10 protein-coding genes, 2 pseudogenes and 1 other annotated feature are annotated in these 18,139 nt (G+C 56.7%); of the genes and pseudogenes, 3 read left to right on the top strand and 9 right to left on the bottom strand.

Annotation, left to right across the window (positions count from 1 at the left end):
• Positions 1-53: 53 nt before the first annotated feature.
• Together G544_RS0103450 and sbcD are read right to left on the bottom strand one after the other, a co-directional pair.
• Positions 54-3,734, bottom strand: coding sequence for an AAA family ATPase (locus G544_RS0103450; RefSeq protein ID WP_027273293.1), 3,681 nt, complete (start codon positions 3,732-3,734; stop codon positions 54-56).
• Positions 3,731-4,990: an exonuclease subunit SbcD gene (gene sbcD / locus G544_RS0103445; protein WP_027273292.1), complete on the bottom strand. Its 1,260-nt coding sequence runs from the start codon at positions 4,988-4,990 to the stop codon at positions 3,731-3,733. The genes G544_RS0103450 and sbcD overlap by 4 nt, the downstream gene beginning before the upstream one ends.
• A 211-nt stretch (positions 4,991-5,201) precedes the next feature.
• Between sbcD and phoB the strand changes: the two genes are divergently transcribed.
• Together phoB and phoR are read left to right on the top strand one after the other, a co-directional pair.
• Positions 5,202-5,891, top strand: a complete 690-nt coding sequence (gene phoB, locus G544_RS0103440) for a phosphate regulon transcriptional regulator PhoB (RefSeq protein WP_027273291.1) — start codon at positions 5,202-5,204, stop codon at positions 5,889-5,891.
• 14 nt (positions 5,892-5,905) lie between these two features.
• On the top strand, positions 5,906-7,195 hold the full coding sequence (gene phoR, locus G544_RS0103435; RefSeq protein WP_027273290.1) for a phosphate regulon sensor histidine kinase PhoR: 1,290 nt from the start codon (positions 5,906-5,908) through the stop codon (positions 7,193-7,195).
• 69 nt (positions 7,196-7,264) lie between these two features.
• On the opposite strand, the gene trpA is transcribed toward phoR, so the two are convergent.
• The 6 genes and pseudogenes from trpA to G544_RS0103405 form a co-directional block, all read right to left on the bottom strand.
• Complete coding sequence (gene trpA / locus G544_RS0103430) at positions 7,265-8,071, bottom strand: tryptophan synthase subunit alpha (protein ID WP_027273289.1); 807 nt, start codon at positions 8,069-8,071, stop codon at positions 7,265-7,267.
• The gene (gene trpB / locus G544_RS0103425; RefSeq protein WP_027273288.1) at positions 8,071-9,261 is read right to left on the bottom strand and encodes a tryptophan synthase subunit beta; all 1,191 of its coding nucleotides are present in this window, start codon (positions 9,259-9,261) and stop codon (positions 8,071-8,073) included. Before trpB ends, trpA begins: the two co-directional genes overlap by 1 nt.
• 64 nt (positions 9,262-9,325) lie before the next feature.
• Positions 9,326-10,687: a bifunctional indole-3-glycerol-phosphate synthase TrpC/phosphoribosylanthranilate isomerase TrpF gene (gene trpCF, locus G544_RS22670; RefSeq protein WP_027273287.1), complete on the bottom strand. Its 1,362-nt coding sequence runs from the start codon at positions 10,685-10,687 to the stop codon at positions 9,326-9,328.
• A gap of 3 nt (positions 10,688-10,690) precedes the next feature.
• A pseudogene (gene trpD, locus G544_RS22665) lies at positions 10,691-11,686 on the bottom strand (anthranilate phosphoribosyltransferase); the annotation flags it as partial.
• Between the two features lie 71 nt (positions 11,687-11,757).
• Positions 11,758-11,860: a sequence feature (Trp leader region), on the bottom strand.
• 171 nt (positions 11,861-12,031) lie between these two features.
• Positions 12,032-12,601, bottom strand: a pseudogene (locus tag G544_RS0103410) (glutamine amidotransferase-related protein); the annotation flags it as partial.
• Complete coding sequence (locus tag G544_RS0103405; RefSeq protein WP_027273284.1) at positions 12,601-14,169, bottom strand: anthranilate synthase component 1; 1,569 nt, start codon at positions 14,167-14,169, stop codon at positions 12,601-12,603. The gene G544_RS0103405 and the pseudogene G544_RS0103410, both read right to left, overlap by 1 nt.
• 391 nt (positions 14,170-14,560) lie before the next feature.
• On the opposite strand from G544_RS0103405, the gene G544_RS0103400 reads away from it, so the two are divergent.
• On the top strand, positions 14,561-14,851 hold the full coding sequence (locus G544_RS0103400) for a putative quinol monooxygenase (protein ID WP_027273283.1): 291 nt from the start codon (positions 14,561-14,563) through the stop codon (positions 14,849-14,851).
• 93 nt (positions 14,852-14,944) lie between these two features.
• On the opposite strand, the gene rne is transcribed toward G544_RS0103400, so the two are convergent.
• Complete coding sequence (gene rne, locus G544_RS0103395; protein WP_027273282.1) at positions 14,945-18,127, bottom strand: ribonuclease E; 3,183 nt, start codon at positions 18,125-18,127, stop codon at positions 14,945-14,947.
• Positions 18,128-18,139 lie beyond the last annotated feature (12 nt).

The raw sequence follows: 18,139 nt of genomic DNA, 5'->3' as shown, positions 1-18,139 counted from the left end.
GTGGCTTGCCGCACTTTTACTTCAGGCCGCGCGTCGCTATTGGAAATAACGCACTAATTTCTAAACTTTTCGTCTAACCGACTCACGCCAAGCCCGTTCACCTTTTTCACATTAATCTGTACCGGAATTCGCTCTTTCATTGCGTCAATATGGCTAATGACGCCAATGGTTTTCCCGCTGGCGTTAAGGTTGTCCAGAGCGTCGAGGGCGATGTCGAGGGTTTCGCTGTCCAGCGTGCCGAATCCTTCATCCAGAAACAGGGAGTCGATGCGCGTTTTATGGCTCACAAGGTCGGATAGCGCCAGCGCCAGCGATAGGCTGACTAAAAAGCTCTCGCCGCCGGACAGCGTGCGGGTATCACGCACGCTGTCTGCCTGCCAGGTGTCAATGACCTGCATTTCCAGAGCGCCGTCTGACTTGCGCTGAAGCTGGTAGCGGCCGTGCAGCCTCTCAAGCTGAAGATTGGCCAGATAGACCAGGTGGTCCAGCGTCAGGCCCTGCGCGAACCGGCGGAACTTGGCGCCGTCGCTTGCGCCGATCAGCGCGTTTAGCGTCGACCAGTCGTCCAGATTTTTCTGATGGCGGGCAATAAGCGCCTGAAGCTCTCCCTGGCGCTCGCGGGCGAGCCCATCTTCCGTCAGCTTTTGGCGAACCTCCCCCTGAAGCACGCCGTTGGCGCGGATCTCCTGAGAAAGCTGCGCCAGCCGCTCCGCGATCGTCTGGCGAGTTTCACCATGCGGCAGGTGAGCGGGGGGCGTTTCGACGTGCTGGAGAAGGCGCTGTTCGGCCGACTGAACCAGCGCGGTAGCCTGAGCGAACGCCGTTGCCAGGCGCTCTTTAAGAGCGTTAAGCGACAGTCGTTCTTCGTCGCTAAGCCGGGCGGCCAAAAAGGCGTCTTCGTCGCTGAAAACGCTGGCGTTGAGCGCCTGAAGGAAAAGCGTTTCGAGCTTCGTCAGGCGTTCCCGGCTCTGGCGAAGCTGTAGGTCGAGCGCCGACAGCCGCCCGCTCATCGACTGCAGCTCGCTGTTGTTTTGCTGCCAGCGTTGGCGAGTTTGGGCCAGCGCCTGTTCTCGTTCAGCACGCGCTTTCGTCATTTCACGCAGGGCTTCCGCCGTCGTTCGTTCGCCAAAGAGCGCCAGGCGCTCCTCGGTTAAGCGCTCGACCTCTTTTTGACCGGCGGCAAGCCGCTCATCGATGTCCTGTAGCTGGGCCTGTATAAGCGATATGCGCTCCCGCTGCGCGAGAAGATCGCCATTGAGCGCAACGGCCTGCTGCTCTAGCTCTGCGGATTCAGCGCGGTGGGTTTGCCATTGGCGCCATTCGCCTTCGCGGGCGCTAAGCCAGTCCGCATAGCCTTCTGGCAAAGGCAGGGGAAGTGAATGCTTTTCCAGCCGCTGGCGCAGCTGTTCCAATCGGCTTTGATATTTATCGCCCGCAGATTTGAGCCGCTCTTCCGACTGCTGGCTTTGCTGCGCGCGGTGCGCGAGATCCTGCGCCAGCAGCGTTACGCGCTGTTGAGCCTCTTTCAGGCTGACGGCGTGCTGATTTAACCGCTCTTTCTGCTGTTGGAGATCTTTTTCCGCCTGTTCCAGACGCGAGAGGTTCTCTTCCAGCGCTTGTTCGTGCAGCAAAAGGGCGCTCAGATGGTCATTGAGGCCTCGTTCATCCTCGATGCTAAAGGTCGCCTCTGACGTTTGGCCAAGCGTTTGCCACTGGGATTGCGCTTCGGTCAACGAGCGGTCTAACGCCGTCGCTTCGAGTCGCAGGCGTTGAACTTCGTCTTCTCGCGCCTGAATCTGGCTCAGTAGCCGTACGTCGTCATCGTGCAGACGCTGAACGTCGGCCTTTAGCGCTGCGAGCCGCTCCGCACTGCCGTTATCGCTATGGGCGCCGCTTTTTTCATTAAGGGGATGCTCCAGCGCGCCGCAAAGAGGGCAGGGAGTGCCTGATTTCAGCTGTGCTCTCTCTTGCGCAAAGCGGGCCAGCAATACTTCTTGTTGGTGTAGCGTTTCCAAATCGGCCAAATGGGCCTGCTTATCTTCCAGCTCTCGCCGATTGGTCGCTCGCCTGACCTTTTGTTGCTCAATATCGACCATGAGCAGCGCCTGTCGTTCACCGAGCGCGCTGCGCCGGGCCTGCGTTTCTAAATAGCGAGCCTGAAGCTGGCGCTGCTCGCGCGCGCCCTCTCGGGCGTTTGCCAGTGCCGTCCGCCGTTTTCGAAGGGACGCCAAGTCGCATTCAGCCGCTAACGCATGATGCTGTTTCTGAAGGCGCTCGAACGCCTCTTGCTGGGACTGAAGCCTCGTTTGTTCTTCCTGCTGCTCCTGAGACGTTTGGGTGAAGGCGCGCTCAAGATTTTCCCGATCCTGGCGGCGCTGTTCTACGTCTTGAGCCAACAGGACAAGCTCGGCTTTTTGTCTCGTTAGCTCTTCCATCAGGCTTTGCCACAGGGGGAGGTTTTCCCCCCACTGAGCGTGCTGCTTGTGGCGAGAGAAGTAGTCTTCCAGGTCGCTTTGTCGTCGTTCAAGCGTCCCGCTTTGGGCAAGCTGCGCTGCGTGAGCAGAAGACGCGTTCTGCTTCTGCCCGGTCAGTTCAACCCTCTGCGCCGTCCACTGCTCCAGCTCCTGACGCCTGGCGGCAATGTGTAAATCGAGCGGCGCTATCCGTTCATCGATCAGCGTTCTCGTTTGTTCATGCTCAATGAGCATGGCGCTTAGCGTCTTTTCTTCCTGTTCACAGGCCCGCTGGCTCTGTGTGACGTTCAGGCGAAGCCGTTCCGTCTCTGTCGTTAAGCGAACAAGCGTTTGTTCCAACTCACGAGTTTCATCCCGCAGCCGCTGGCGTTCGCCGTAAAGGGGATTAAGCTTTTCAGCCGGTTCGCTTTGCCGCAGGCGCTCCAGCCGATCGGCGCTCTTTTGCAGCTCGTCCTGAGCGTCGGTTAACTGCCGCTGGGCCGTCGATAGCTGCTGCCGATAGTCGTCCTGCTGGGCCAGCCACTGCCCGTCGTTGGTCAACTGCTGAATTTGCTGCTCCAGGACCTGCTCCTGTTGGTGAAGCTGTTGTGCCTGTTCGCGTAGCGAATTCAGCTCCTCATCGCCAAGCAGCCGTACGCCCTCGAATCGGGCGTATAGCGCGTCCAGCTCGCTTTTGGCCTCTTTATGGCGCAGGAAGACCCGCTCGGAAATCTGGCCGTATATCTCGGTGCCGGTCAGCTCTTCCAGCAGCTCAGCCCGTTCGTTAGGTTCGGCGTTGAGAAAGGCGGCGAACTCCCCTTGGGAGAGCATCATGGACTTGGTGAAGCGTCCGAAATCGAGGCCGGTGATTTGAGCTATGGCCTCAAGCTTGTCGCGAACCTTATCGGTGATGATTTTTCCGTCGCTCAAATAGGCGAGTTCAACCTTCGGCGCCTGCAGGTTGCCGTCCGCTAGGCCTTTGGCGCGCCGCTGGCTCCAAAAGGCGCGGTAGCCGATGCCCTGAACCTCAAATTCGACCTCCGCCAGAGATTCGGCGGTATGGTTGGTCATCAGATCGTTTTGCGTCGGGCCGACGGCGAGGCGGGGCGTTTTGTGATAGAGCGCCAGGCAGATGGCGTCCAGCAGGGTGGTTTTACCCGCTCCGGTGGGGCCGGTGATGGCGAACAGCGCATTGTCGCAAAAAGGCGGCTGCGTGAAGTCGATTTTCCACTCGCCCTTAAGCGAATTGAGGTTTTTAAGGCGTAGGCTGAGAATTTTCACTTTATCTCCTCCTGTGCCTTTTGTTCACCCTCAAGCCTGACTTCATCCAATATGCCGTTAAACATCTCTCTCAGCCGAGGATAGCGCGAAGCGACGTTTTCATCGGGAGATTCCTGCTGTTCCTGCGCCAGTCGGCGCTCAAAAACGTCATTGGCGGTCAGTTCGGTCAACGTCTCTTTCTCCTGTCGTTCCAGATGGCGATGCGTCATGGTTTTGCTGCGCCGCAGCAGAACGATCTCCACCGGCAGGTCGTCGGCCATTAGCTGAATGCGCTTTTGTAGATCGCTGAGGTAAAGTGCGGTATCGACTTCTATATCCAGCCAAACGGGGCGCTCCTCGCTGGACGATTTAAACGCGTCAAGTCTGGCCAGCACCTCGTCGATATCGCCTTTGATTAAGCGCATGGGCTGGAATTCCGGCACCGGCAGCAGCGTTATTTGCGGCGAAGCGTCAGGATTAAGGTCGACTAAAACGACGCTCTTTTCCTGGCCGGTTTCGTCAAAGCTTAGGGCTATGGGGGAACCGGAGTAGCGAACGTGTTCAAGGCCTGCCACCCTCTGAGGCCGGTGAATATGGCCCAGCGCGATGTAGTCGGCCGGCGGGAAGGCCTGTGCGGGAAACGCGTCAAGCGTACCGATGTAAATCTCTCTGACAGAGTCTGACGTTGAGGCGCCGACGGTCGTCAGATGCCCGGTTAATATAATGGGAAAGTGACGACCGAGCGCTGCTCTTTTAGCCAGCGCCAGTTCGTAAACGCGCCGATAGTGCTCGGCGATGGCCGACTGCATTCCTATACGCTTTTCCTCCGCCGACTGCCCCGCCTGGCTAGTGACAATGTCACGCTTTCGTATAAACGGCACGGCGCACAGCAGGGCCGAGGGCTCTCCTGTTCTATCATTTAACAGCAACAGCTCTTGTGATTCGTCTTCTGCGACGTCGGCTATTACGTCAACGTTAAGGCAGGCTAAAAGCGCGCGGGACTCGTTCAGTACGGCAACGGCGTCGTGATTGCCGCCAAGAACCACCAGGCGGCAGCCCGTCGGCTGAAGCCTGACGATAAACTGATTATACAGCTCGCGGGCGTAGCTGGGCGGCGACGCCGTGTCGAACACGTCCCCAGCGACGATAACGGCGTCGACTCGGTAGGTAACTACCTGTTCAGTCAGCCAGTTCAGGAATGCTTCATGCTCTGCGGCGCGGCTTTTAGTAAAAAAGTATTGTCCCAGGTGCCAGTCAGACGTATGAATAATTCGCATGGATCCTCACGGTTATCGTTCGCAGTAGTGTAGAAACCTTTCCTTCGCGACATTATACGCAGCGAATGGCCAAGCGGCGGTCTTTTTCCGTTAATCTCGAGTTAATTCACAACGTTCAGGTTGTTAACGTCATAAAACTGTCATATATCTGTAGCATACTGGCCCGCATTACAGCTCCAATAAAGATCTACAGCGAAAGAGCCTAACGCCGATGATGAAACGCATACTGATCGTTGAAGACGAAGCGCCTATCAGGGAAATGATCTCTCTTGTGCTGGAACAGCACGATTATCAGACGGTAGAAGCGGGGGACCTGGCCAGCGCGCAGGCGCAGTTAAAAGAGCCGTATCCCGATCTGGTATTGCTGGACTGGATGCTGCCGGGCGGTTCCGGCATACAGTTTATCAAATCGATGAAGCGCGAAGCGCTGACCAAAGATATTCCTATCATCATGCTGACCGCGCGCAGCGAAGAGGACGACAGGGTGCAGGGGCTGGAGTCCGGCGCTGATGACTATGTGACCAAGCCGTTTTCGCCCAAAGAGCTGATGGCCCGCATCAAGGCGGTGATGCGCAGAGCGTCGCCGATGACGGAACACGAGCAGCTGACGTTTAGCGGCCTGGTGCTCGATCCGTCTTCTCATCGAGTCATGGCGGACGACGTGCCGCTCGATATGGGACCGACGGAGTACAAGCTGCTTCACTTTTTTATGAGCCATCCGGAACGGGTTTACAGCCGCGAACAGCTGCTAAATCAGGTATGGGGCACCAACGTTTACGTTGAGGACAGAACGGTAGACGTGTTTATTCGTCGACTGCGTAAGACGCTGGAGGGCAGCGGCTATGATAAGATGCTGCAGACCGTACGCGGTTCCGGCTACCGTTTTTCAACGCGCTTTTAATTAGGAAACTGCCAGTGTTAGAACGCCTGTCGTGGAAAAAAATCATTTTAGAGCTGTTTCTCTTTTGTCTTCCCGCGCTGCTGTTAAGCATTTTTATCGGCCATTTGACGCTGCTGTTGCTGATTTCCGTCAGCGCTGCGCTGTGCTGGCACTTTTACAACCTGCTGAAGCTTTCTCACTGGCTGTGGTTGGATCGCAGCATTATGCCGCCGTCGGGAAGAGGAAGCTGGGAGCCGCTGTTTTACGGCCTGTATCAGATGCAGCACCGCAACCGCCAGCGTCGGCGAGAATTGACTTCGCTTATCAAGCGCTTTCGCAGCGGCGCGGAATCGCTGCCGGACGCAGTGGTGCTCAGTACGGAAAGCGGCCATATCTTTTGGTGTAACCGCCTGGCGCAAAGCATGCTGGGCTTTCGCTGGCCGGAGGACAACGGCCAGCACATTCTTAACCTGATTCGCTATCCGCAGTTTACCGACTTTATTAACCAGCGGCAGTTCGGCGAACCGCTGACCCTTCAGTTCAACAACGGCAGCCACATTGAGTTTCGCGCGGTGCCTTATGATGAAGGGCAAATACTGATTTCAGCACGCGACGTGTCGCAGGTGCGACAATTGGAAGAGGTGAGGCGCAAGTTTTTCACCAATGCCAGCCATGAGTTGAAAACGCCGCTGACGGTGCTTAGAGGCTATCTGGAAATGCTGGACGATGAAGATACGCGCCCTGAAATTCGCCAGCGCGCCGTGGCCAGCATGAAAGGGCAGACCGAGCGCATGGACCTGCTGGTCAATCAGCTGTTGACCCTGTCGCGCATTGAAGCCGCGCCGCGCCACGTATCGAATGAAAAGATTAACGTTCCGGCGCTGCTGGATACGCTGCTGCGCGAAGGAGAAGTGCTAAGCGGCGGTAAGCATAAGCTTAACTTCAACGTTACGCCGGGGCTGTACGTTTACGGCAATCCGGAGCAGCTTTACAGCGCGATGTCTAACCTGGTGTACAACGCGGTTAACCATACGCCGGAAGGAACGGCCGTTCAGGTTGACTGGACGCTGACGCCAAAAGGCGCGCGCTTTAGCGTGAAAGACAATGGGCCGGGCATTGAGCGGCAACATCTTTCCCACCTGACGGAGCGGTTCTACCGGGTCGATCCTTCCCGCTCCAGGCAGACGGGCGGCAGCGGGCTGGGGCTGGCGATTGTTAAACACGCGCTCAACCATCACGATTCTCGGCTGGAGATTGAAAGCCAGCCGGGCAAGGGCAGCGAGTTCAGCTTTGTGCTGCCGGTGGGCGCAGTAGTGAGTGAATAATTTCCGGTCGCGGATAGACGACGGGCGCCGTTATAGGCGCCCGTTTTGCATTATGGCTTCTTGAATGAATTACCTTTTAGTTGCTGCCTTCATGTTTCTTACAAACTCGGCCAGCCTGTTGAGCATCTCATCCGGCTTGGCGCTGAGCTCCTCAATAATTTTTACGATAGCCGAGCCCGATATCGCACCCGCAGCGCCGCTGTCGATGGAGGCCTTAACCTGAGACGGCTCGGAAATGCCGAACCCTTGAATGGCTGGGGCGGCGTTGTACTCTTTAAGCCGGTTTATCAGGTGCTCAAGCGGCTGATGGGCCTTGTTTTCTGCGCCCGTAACGCCGGCTCGGGAGAGCAGATAGGTATAGCCCCGGCCGTGGGTGGCTATTTGGCGCAGAAGGTCGTCGTTAGCGTTAGGCGGGCAGATAAAGATCGGTGCTACGCCGTGGCGTAGCGCTGCGGTGCGAAACGGCTCTGACTCTTCGAAAGGCACGTCGGCAACCAGTACGGAGTCTACGCCAACCGCGGCGCAGCGGGCGTAAAACTCGTCGATCCCGCGGGTGAAAATCAGGTTTGCGTACATCAGCAGGCCGATCGGAATATTGGGGTGACGGGCGCGTATTTTTGCCAACAGGTCAAAGCAAAGTGACGGCGTCACTCCTGAGGCAAAGGCGCGCAGAGTGGCGTTTTGAATGGTGGGGCCGTCCGCCAGCGGGTCGGAAAACGGGATCCCGAGTTCCAGCGCATCGGCGCCTGCGTCAATCAGGGTATCAATAATCTTTAGCGACAGCTCGGGGTTTGGATCGCCCAGCGTGACGAAGGGGACAAACGCGCCTTCTCCGTTGGCTTCCAATTGGTTAAACAGGCGTTGATAACGTTCCATCAGATCTCTCCCCGCGCTTTTAAAATATCGTGAACGGTAAATATGTCTTTATCTCCCCGGCCGGACAGGTTAACCACCAGGATTTGTTCTTTTTGCGGTTCGGCCGCAATCATCTTCAGCGCGTAGGCCAGCGCGTGGGAGGACTCCAGCGCAGGGATGATGCCCTCGTGGCGCGAAAGCTGTTTGAAAGCGTCCAGCGCTTCGTCGTCGGTAATGGAAACGTATTCCGCGCGCCCGATGCTGTTGAGGTAGGCGTGCTGCGGCCCAACGGACGGGAAGTCTAGCCCCGCAGAGATAGAGTAAGACTCTTCGATTTGCCCCTCGTCGGTCTGCATCATCGGCGACTTCATGCCGAAATAGATGCCTACGCGACCGTGTTTCAAGGGCGCGCCGTGTTGACCGGTTTCGATGCCAAGCCCCGCTGGCTCAACGCCGATAAGGCGCACTCCCGGCTCGTTGATAAAGTCGGCGAACATGCCGATAGCGTTAGAACCTCCGCCGATGCAGGCCAGCACCGCATCGGGCAGGCGGTCTTCTCTCTCCTTCATCTGCGCTTTGGTTTCCTCTCCGATCATGCGTTGGAATTCCCGCACGATGGTAGGAAACGGGTGAGGGCCGGCGGCGGTGCCGAGCAGGTAGTGCGCCTTGTCGTAGTTGGCGGACCAGTCTCTCAGCGCTTCGTTACAGGCGTCCTTAAGGGTTGATGAACCGCTGTGAACCGGAATAACTTCAGCGCCCATCAGGCGCATTCTGAAGACGTTCGGCGACTGGCGCTGGACGTCTTTCGCACCCATGTACACCCGGCACTTCAGGCCCAGCAGCGCACTGGCGAGCGCGGCCGCTACGCCGTGTTGGCCGGCGCCGGTTTCGGCGATAATTTCCGTTTTACCCATTCTTTTGGCTAACAGCGCCTGGCCGAGTACCTGGTTGGTTTTATGGGCGCCGCCGTGCAGCAGATCTTCGCGCTTGAGGTATAGCTTTGTCTTGGTACCGGCGGTCAGGTTGCGGCACAGGGTTAGCGGCGTGGGGCGCCCCGCATAGTTGGTCAACAGGTCGTGGAATTCCCGCTGAAAGCCGGGATCGCTCTGCGCGCTGACGAAGGCCTGTTCGAGCTGCTGTAGCGCCGGCATTAATATTTGTGGAACGTACATTCCGCCAAATTCGCCGAAGTAAGGGTTAAGCAATGTCATGTTATATCCTTTTGTTGCCGACATCAGGGACGTCACGAATTGAATTATTGTGTAATAAACGAATTTAGTATTGGCGTAAGGTGGAAAACGCCGCGCGAACCTTATCGTCGCATTTTTTTCCTGGTTCGCTTTCCAGCCCGGAATTGAAGTCTAGCCCCCGACAGCCAAGCACTGCGGCCTGTTGTGCGTTGTCCGGCGTCAATCCGCCGGCCAGCATGGCGTTCTCAAGCGCGGCGCCGGCTAAAAGCGACCAGTCGAAGGTTTGCCCGGAGCCGCCCGCGCCGTTGTCCAGCAGGTAGCGGTCGACGTGCGGCGTGTCGAGTTTGGGAATATGCTCGCCGACGCTTCTGGCCTGCCAGATTTCACAACCGCCGGGAAGGCGTTGGCGTAAAAGGGCGATATAGGCGTCATCTTCCTGGCCGTGAAGCTGGACGGCGCTGAGATTAAGGCGCTCGACCGCCAAACAAACGGTTTCCGGCTTGGCGTTGCAAAATACGCCGACCCAGCGCAGAGGCGCGGCGTGAACCACTTTTTGCGCCTGAGCCAGGTCGATATAGCGGGGCGATTTGCCCACAAAAATTAATCCACCGTAGACCGCGCCGGCGCGATAAGCGGCTTCGGCGTCTTCCGGGCGGGTTAATCCGCACACTTTGTTATCGCCGAAAACGACGCGACGAACCGCCAGATCCAAATCAGGTTCAGACATCAGCGCGCTGCCAATGAGAAACCCGTTGGCATATTGACTCAGCTCCCGCACCTGACCATAGGTATGAATACCGGATTCGCTGATGACGATGGTTGAAGATGGCAGCCTGGGCGCCATTGTTCTGGTACGGTTGAGATCGATGGAGAGATCCCGCAGATCGCGATTGTTGATGCCGACGACCTTCGCATTGAGGGCGATAGCTCTCTCCAGTTCCTCTTCGTTGCTGGCTTCGGTCAGTACGCCCATATTTAGCGAGTGGGCAACGGCGGCCAGTTCCTGATACCGTTCGTCATTTAGCACCGACAGCATGAGTAAAATGGCGTCCGCACGGTAAAAGCGCGCCAGATAAATCTGGTAGGCGTCAATGATAAAGTCTTTGCACAGCACGGGCTGATGCACCTGCTGGCTTACTATCGTCAGGTAGTCAAAGCTGCCCTGAAAGTACTTTTCGTCGGTTAAGACGGAAATAGCGGAGGCAAAAGGGCGATAGCTTTCGGCAATGGCGCGAGGGTCAAAGTGCGAGCGAATCAGCCCCTTTGACGGCGATGCCTTTTTGCATTCCAAAATAAAGACCGTTTTGTTATCGGTCAGCGCCTGATAAAAGCTGCGCTCGCTGGGCGATATTTTACTTTTAAAGCTTTCTAACGGCTGCTTTTGGCGGCGTTCATCAACCCACTGTTGCTTGTCTTGAACGATGCGCGCTAATACGGTTTCCTGCATGATTTATCCTCTTGCCGCGAGAGCCTGAACGCGGTCATAGGCTACGCCGCTGTGAATGATGTCCATTGCTCTTTGCGCGTTTTCTTTCAGGCATTCCTGGCCAAACAGCCGCATCAGCACGGCGACGTTGGCGGCAACCGCGCTGGCGTGAGCCACTTCGCCTTTTCCCTGTAACAGTCTAGACAGAATATCGCGGTTTTCATCCGGCGTCCCGCCTTCCAGTGAGGACAGTGCGTATTTATTCAGGCCGAAATCGCGGTGATCCAGACTGTAAACGCTGATTTCGCCGTCACGCAGTTCCGCGACCTCCGTAGGCGCGTGGATGGCGACTTCGTCCATGCCGCCGCCGTGCACGACGGCCGCCTGTTCGTAGCCCAACACTCGCAGCGCTTCGGCGATAGGGCGAACCAGCTCGGGGCTATAGACGCCGATCAGGGCTTTTTTCGGGCGGGCAGGGTTGATAAGCGGCCCTAATACGTTGAACAGCGTGCGGGTTTTAAGCTGCTGACGCACCGGCATTGCGTGGCGAAAGCCGGCGTGATACTGCGGCGCGAACAAGAAGCAAACGCCGAGGTCGTCCAGCGCCTTGCGGGACGTTTCGGCCGGCAGGTCAAGCCTGATGCCCATTGCCGCCAGCAGATCAGAGGAGCCCGAACGGCTTGATACGCTGCGGTTGCCGTGCTTGGCGATCTTGATGCCGCAGGAGGCCGCTACGAAGGCGCTGGCAGTGGAAATATTGATGCTATTGGTTCCGTCACCGCCGGTACCTACGATGTCGGCGAAGTCGTAATCTGGGCGAGGAAAGGGTTGAGCATCGGCTAAAAATGCGGATGCCGCGCCTGCGATTTCGTCCGGCGTCTCCCCGCGGACTTTCATGCTGATCAGCGCGGCGGCCAGCTGCGACGACTCCAGTTCTCCCCTGGCGATGGCGCTGAACAATGCCTGACTTTCTTGCTGAGTGAGCGCCTGTGCGCCGTAAAGCTTATTAAGGATTGACTGCTTGATGTCTTGTGTTTGCATTTTCTTTCGCCGCTCTAAGTTATGTTCTTTACGCACTGTGGGGAGCGCCCACAAAAAAGCCCGCAGGGCGCGGGCTTCTTGGTTATTGCGTTGTTTGATGACAAACAGGTGCAAGTAGACCGCCCGCTAAAGGAGAGGTCGCCACCAAAGGGTTAATTGAGTTTGTATTGTCATCATAAGTACCTATATGTTTACGAGGTGTTTACGAACAGCCTGTTGCAAATAGTGCGCTGCGTTTCTGTGTACTAGTTAACTAGTTTAAAGGGGCGTTGTCAATCTTTTTATAATAAAAAATAGCCGCTTTGATCTCGCCTCCTACGATTCGGCCCAGGCCAGCGTTTGGTCCAGCAGCTTTGCGCCCTGGGTGGTCAAAATGGACTCCGGATGGAACTGAAACCCACAAACGCGATGGGCGTCGTGTCGAACGGCCATCACCATCTGCTGATAGTGTGCGTTGACGATAAGCTCATCGGGAAGCTGGCTTCCGACCAAAGAGTGATAGCGGGCGACGGGCAGCGGGGAAGGCAGCCCGGCAAACATAGCCTGTCCGTCATGCGTTACGGGGGAGGACTTGCCGTGCAGAATTTCGCCCGCCTGGCCTACGGTTCCGCCATAGGCTTCAACAATCGCCTGATGGCCCAGACAGATGCCGATAATCGGCACTTTCCCCTTTAGCCTTTGCAGCAGCTCCGGCATACAGCCCGCCTCGGAAGGCTTACCAGGGCCAGGAGAAAGCAGCAGGATAGGCTTTTTCATATCGCTCATCCGCTGGAGAATAAACTCGGCGGGCAGGTGGTTACGGTACACGGTGACGCGGTGCCCGCTGACTCTAAGCTGATCGACGAGGTTGTAGGTAAACGAGTCGACGTTGTCGAGAAGTAAAATATCGGCCATTAGAAAATCTCCTTAACCTGATGGGCGCTGGCGATAGCGCGCAGCACCGCTCGGGCCTTATTGCGCGTTTCATCGGCTTCGGACTGGGGATTTGAATCCAAAACGACGCCCGCGCCGGCCTGAATGGTGGCGATGCCGTCTTCAACGTAGGCCGAACGGATAACGATACAGGTATCAAGAGAGCCGTGAGCGGTAAAATAGCCCACGGCGCCGCCGTAGCTGCCGCGGCGCACGCCCTCATACTGTGCAATAAGCTGCATAGCCTTAACCTTTGGCGCCCCGCTCAGCGTTCCCATGTTCATACAGGCCTGATAGGCGTGCAGCGCATCCAGATCGCGCCGAAGGGTTCCGACAACGCGCGATACCAAGTGCATAACGAAGGAGTAGCGATCAACCTTGGTTAAGTCGGCGACGTAGCGGCTGCCTGGTTCGCAGATGCGGGCCAGATCGTTGCGTGCTAAGTCGACCAGCATGATGTGTTCCGCCAGCTCCTTATGATCGGTACGCATGTCGAGTTCGTAGCGGCTGTCCAGATCCTTATCCAGCGAGCCGTCGGGAAGGCGGCCGCGCGGGCGCGTGCCGGCAATGGGGTAGATCTCAATCTGGCGGCTTTCTGCGTCGTATTTCAAGGCGCTTTCGGGAGATGCGCCAAACAGCGTAAAGTTGTCATCCTGCATGAAAAACATGTAGGGGCTGGGGTTATTCTCTTTTAGCGTCTGATAGGCGGCTAAAGGCGAAGGACAGGGAAGCGTGAAGCGCCGGGAAGGAACAACCTGAAAAATATCGCCCTGGCGGATGGACTCCTGTAGCTCCTGAACGATTCGGCCGTAGTCTTCATCGCTGCGATCGCAGTCAAGCTGCATGCTTTCGAGCGCGACGGCGTGAATGTCCGACGGCGGTTCAAGGAGCTGGGTTTGAAGCTCGCTTAAGCGCGCCTTCAGGCGCCTTCTTTCGGCATCGTCCCGGTGGGGGACGAACAGGCTGGCCTGCAGGCGCGATTCGCGGTTTTGGTGATCGAGGATCAATAACGTCTCGGCCAGATAAAAGCAGTAGTCCGGGCAGTTGCGATCGCTTTTAAGCTGGGGCAGGTCTTCAAAACCGGCGACCAGATCGTAGGCAAACAGCCCGCCTATCAGCATGGCCTCTTTCTGATCTGCGGGGACCTCAAGCAGCGATAAGAGCTGACGTAGGGCGTCAAAGACGGAGCTTGCCTTCAGGCGCGCGTCTTCATCCTGTGCGGCGTCAGGGGGAGAATAAACCAACTCTCTGAATCGTGGGCCGCTTCTATGGGCTACGTCGCTCGATAGCCGCTCGTCTAACAGCGTGAGCAGGCGGTCGCCGTTTTCCGTCAATGCTTGCAGCGTTACGCGATGCCCGTCAGCGGTAATGCGCAGCGCGCTGTCGATAACCAAAAGGCTTTTCAGATTTTGCTTGCTGTCTATCTCTGCGGACTCGAGCAGCAACGTGGCCGGGCGTTGATGGCAGAGCTGGCTGAATATGGCCGTGGGATCGTTTCGGTAGGGCGTCTCTACCGTGACGATCTGTAAAGCGGGTTTCTGTATTGGCATAGCGTCTTATCACCGTATTTGTTTTGCGTTTTTATCAAACTTACCGAACGGCGGGCACTAAAAAGCCCGCAGGCTGCGGGCTATAGGCGTTCTTTTTACAGCAGAAAGCCGACCCGCCGTTAAGGCTTGTCTGGCCACCAGATTAACGTCTTGGCCGAGAGGGGGCGTGTTGCAGCTGTAGTCATTGTCATCATGAGCGTATCTCTCTGGGAGTATTTGTGTACTAGTTAACTGGATTGAAGGCGAAGTGTCAACGCTTTTATCCGCATAAAGAAAAATGGCCGATTAAGTAAAAATAGTGTGAAAGATGAAGTTTAAGAGGCTGGCTAAAAAGTTCGTTAGAGGAGAGAATACCGAAAGTACACTTTTTACGGCAAAGGAAAAATCAATAATGAGTGAAATTACCATTGTGGCTACGTTGACGATTAAGAGCGACTTTCAGGCGCCTTTAGTGGAAGCATTGAAAAAGATCGTTGACAGCAGCAGGGCTGAAGAGGGCTGTCACCAGTACGACCTGCATCAGGATAATCAAAATCCCATGGTGTACGTCTTTATTGAACGCTGGGCGTCACAGGAAGCGTTAGATCTGCACAGCCAGTCTGAGCACTTCACCTCGTTTGCGCAGTTCACGAAAGGTAAGGTTGAATCTTTGGTTATTAACCTGATGCATAAAGTGTACTGAATTTCTCCAAGCCTGGCCGTTTATATTGGCCGGGCGCTTAAAGCGAACCATAAAAAAACCCGCCAAACGGCGGGTTTTTTGTGTTATTGACGGTTAGTCGTCAATGGGAGCAGGCCTTGCCGCCGGGGCAGCCGCGTGGCTGGTTGCCGAATGGCCGCCTGCAGAACCTTTGGCGTTCTGCGCCGAGGCGTCGGTTGAAACGACAGGCGCTTGCGCTACGGGAGCGGGCTCCGCGTCGTCCATCGGTACAGCAGCAGGCTTAAAGGCCGGAGCGCTGGAGACGTTTTGCTCGCGCACGGTTTGTTCTACCACAGTAACAGCCTGAACTGCGGGTTCTTCAAACGGCTTTGGAGCCGCTTCCTGAACCACGGGTTCAGCCGTTTCTTCCGGCATGACTGGCTTGGCGGCGGGCGCAGAAGCGGACGCGCCGTAGGCATGGCTAGCCGGTTGAATGGTTTCTACGCGGATCGGCGCAGGCGTTTCAATCGAGGTCAGAACGTCCGGCGTTGATTCTTGTTGAACGTGAACGGTTTCTTCCTGCTGTACGGCAACGGCCTCAGCTTCAGTCTCAACCGGCTCAGCGGAAGGCTGAATCACTGCTTCAACCACTTCAGGCGCTGCTGCTACGGCTTCTACCGCCGGAATTGCAGCGACCTCAGCTATCGGAGACTCAACGACTTCCGGCTGCTGCACGCCTTCAGCGATAACGACGCTGGAAACGGCTACCTGCTCTTGAACGTCGCTCTGAACTTCAGCCTGAACGGCGTCTTCCTGCAGGGCGGCCTGAGCGGCGGCGATTGCCGCATAGTTGATAAACACCTTACCTGACGCAAGCTCGGGAGAAGCAACGGCAGCAGCTAAAGGCATCGCTGATACGGTTGGGTACTTCTCATCGCGATAGCGACGGCGACGCTGCCCGCTGACGCGCAGGTGGCGAGGCGAACGGCGAGAACGACGAGGCATGCCGTTGTTTTCACCACCGTTATTGGTAAAGCCATTCTTTTCAGCGTTTTCTGACGCGACGCCGTTTTCCTGAGCTACGTTAGCCTGAGGCAGAAGCTTGATTTCTTCTTTCTCGGTCGGCGGTACTGGCGCAGTGGTACTTTCGACGGCGTCTGCGCTGCGTTCGCCCTGAGTCGCAGTGCGAACTTTTTGCGACATCTGGCGGCGCTGGCGGCGCTGGGTCGGAACGGGCTTCTCTTCTTCTGTGACGGCGTCTTCCGCTGCGCTTTCAACGATGGCGTCGTTTTGCTGATTTACAGCCTGCTGTTGGCGCTTTTCTTCGTTACGGCGACGTTGACGCTCGGCGCGGGTTTCGCGACGGTTATCAGCACTGCCTTCAGTTGCGGCATCCTGACTTTGCGCTTGACGGTTATTGCGGCGAGATTCCTGACCAGCTTCACGAGTTTGGCGCTCGGAGTTGCGGTCAGTGCGCTCGGTACGTTCACCGCGCTCTTTACGTCCGCCGCTGCGGCGATTATTTCGGCGATCCGGCCTCTCGGATGAAGACTTTTCTTTTGTCTCTTCGACTACCGGTTTAGTCGGTTCCGGAGAGGCAAGCAGGTTCTTCAGTCCGCTAACAAGGCGGCTAAGCAGCCCTGGTGCGGCAGGCGCTGTTGCAGCCGTACTGACGGGAGCAGGCAGAGCCTTGGTTTCTTCTAGAGGCGCGCTGTCAGCAGGCATAGAGAAACTGGCCAGAGCAGGCTGCTCGGGCGCTTTACGCTCGTGATAAACTTCCTCTTCCGACTCGATTTCACTTTCGTGCAGCTGAGGCAGCATGTAGCTAAGCACCTGGCTTTCTTCACCCGGCTTCTTACGGATAACTTCGTAGTGCGGCGTTTCCATGTTGTCGTTGGGAACGACCACAACGCGTACTTTACCGCCGGAGCGGCGTTCAATGGCGTTAATGGCTTCGCGCTTCTCGTTAAGCAGGTAAGAGGCGATAGGAACAGGGACAATCGCATCGACTTCTCTGGTGTTGTCCTTCAGCGCCTCTTCTTCAATCAGGCGAAGGATGGACAGAGAGAGCGATTCGTTGTCGCGAACCGTACCGGTGCCGCTGCAGCGAGGGCAGATATGATGGCTGGATTCGCCCAGCGACGGGCTCAAGCGCTGGCGGGACATCTCCAGCAGGCCAAAGCGAGAAATGCGGCCAATCTGAATGCGGGCGCGGTCCTGACGAACGGCGTCGCGCAGGCGGTTTTCCACTTCACGCTGATGGCGAACCGGCGTCATGTCGATAAAGTCGATGACGATAAGGCCGCCCAGGTCACGAAGGCGCAGCTGACGCGCAATTTCGTCCGCTGCTTCGAGGTTGGTGTTGAACGCCGTCTCTTCAATATCGCCGCCGCGGGTAGAGCGAGCGGAGTTGATGTCGATGGCGGTCAGCGCCTCGGTGGTGTCAATAACGATTGAGCCGCCGGAAGGCAGGCGCACTTCGCGCTGGAAGGCAGACTCAATCTGGGATTCGATTTGGTAATGGCTAAACAGCGGGATTTCACCGGTATAGGGCTTAATCTTGCTGCTGAAGTCCGGACGGCCTAGCGCAGCGATGTGCTCTTTGGCCAAGTCGAGAATTTTGATGTTATCGATCAGGATCTCGCCGATATCGGGACGAAGGTAATCGCGGAAAGCGCGAACGATGACGTTGCTCTCCTGGTGAATCAGGAATGGAGCAGGACGGCTTTCGGCCGCTTTCTTGATGGCTTCCCAATGCTTTAAGCGGAAGGAGAGGTCCCACTGAAGGGCTTCGGCGGATTTCCCAACGCCGGCGGTACGGACGATAAGCCCCATGCCGTCAGGAATTTCCAGCGAGTCCAGCGCTTCCTTAAGCTCTTGGCGATCTTCACCTTCGATACGACGGGAGATGCCGCCGGCGCGAGGGTTGTTCGGCATCAGAACCAGATAGCTGCCCGCCAGGCTGATAAAGGTTGTCAGCGCGGCGCCCTTATTGCCGCGCTCTTCTTTATCGACCTGAACGATGACTTCCTGACCTACGTGAACGGCATCCTTAATGTTAGGACGGCCGCCGACGCCGGAGGAAAAGTATTCGCGAGAAATTTCTTTAAAGGGGAGGAAACCGTGACGTTCTGCGCCGTAGTCAACAAAGGCTGCTTCCAGGCTCTGCTCTACGCGGGTGATCTTTCCTTTGTAAATATTTGCCTTTTTTTGTTCATGGCCAGGACTTTCAATATCTAAGTCATACAAACGCTGTCCATCAACTAAAGCAACGCGCAACTCTTCCTGTTGAGTTGCGTTAATCAACATTCTTTTCATTAAAAAGTACTC

Origin of the sequence: Leminorella grimontii ATCC 33999 = DSM 5078 (assembly GCF_000439085.1) — a bacterium.
Classification (GTDB): Bacteria; Pseudomonadota; Gammaproteobacteria; order Enterobacterales; family Enterobacteriaceae; genus Leminorella; species Leminorella grimontii.
The sequence above is the reverse complement of the archived record's forward strand: the minus strand, read 5'-3'. Positions and strand labels throughout refer to the sequence as shown.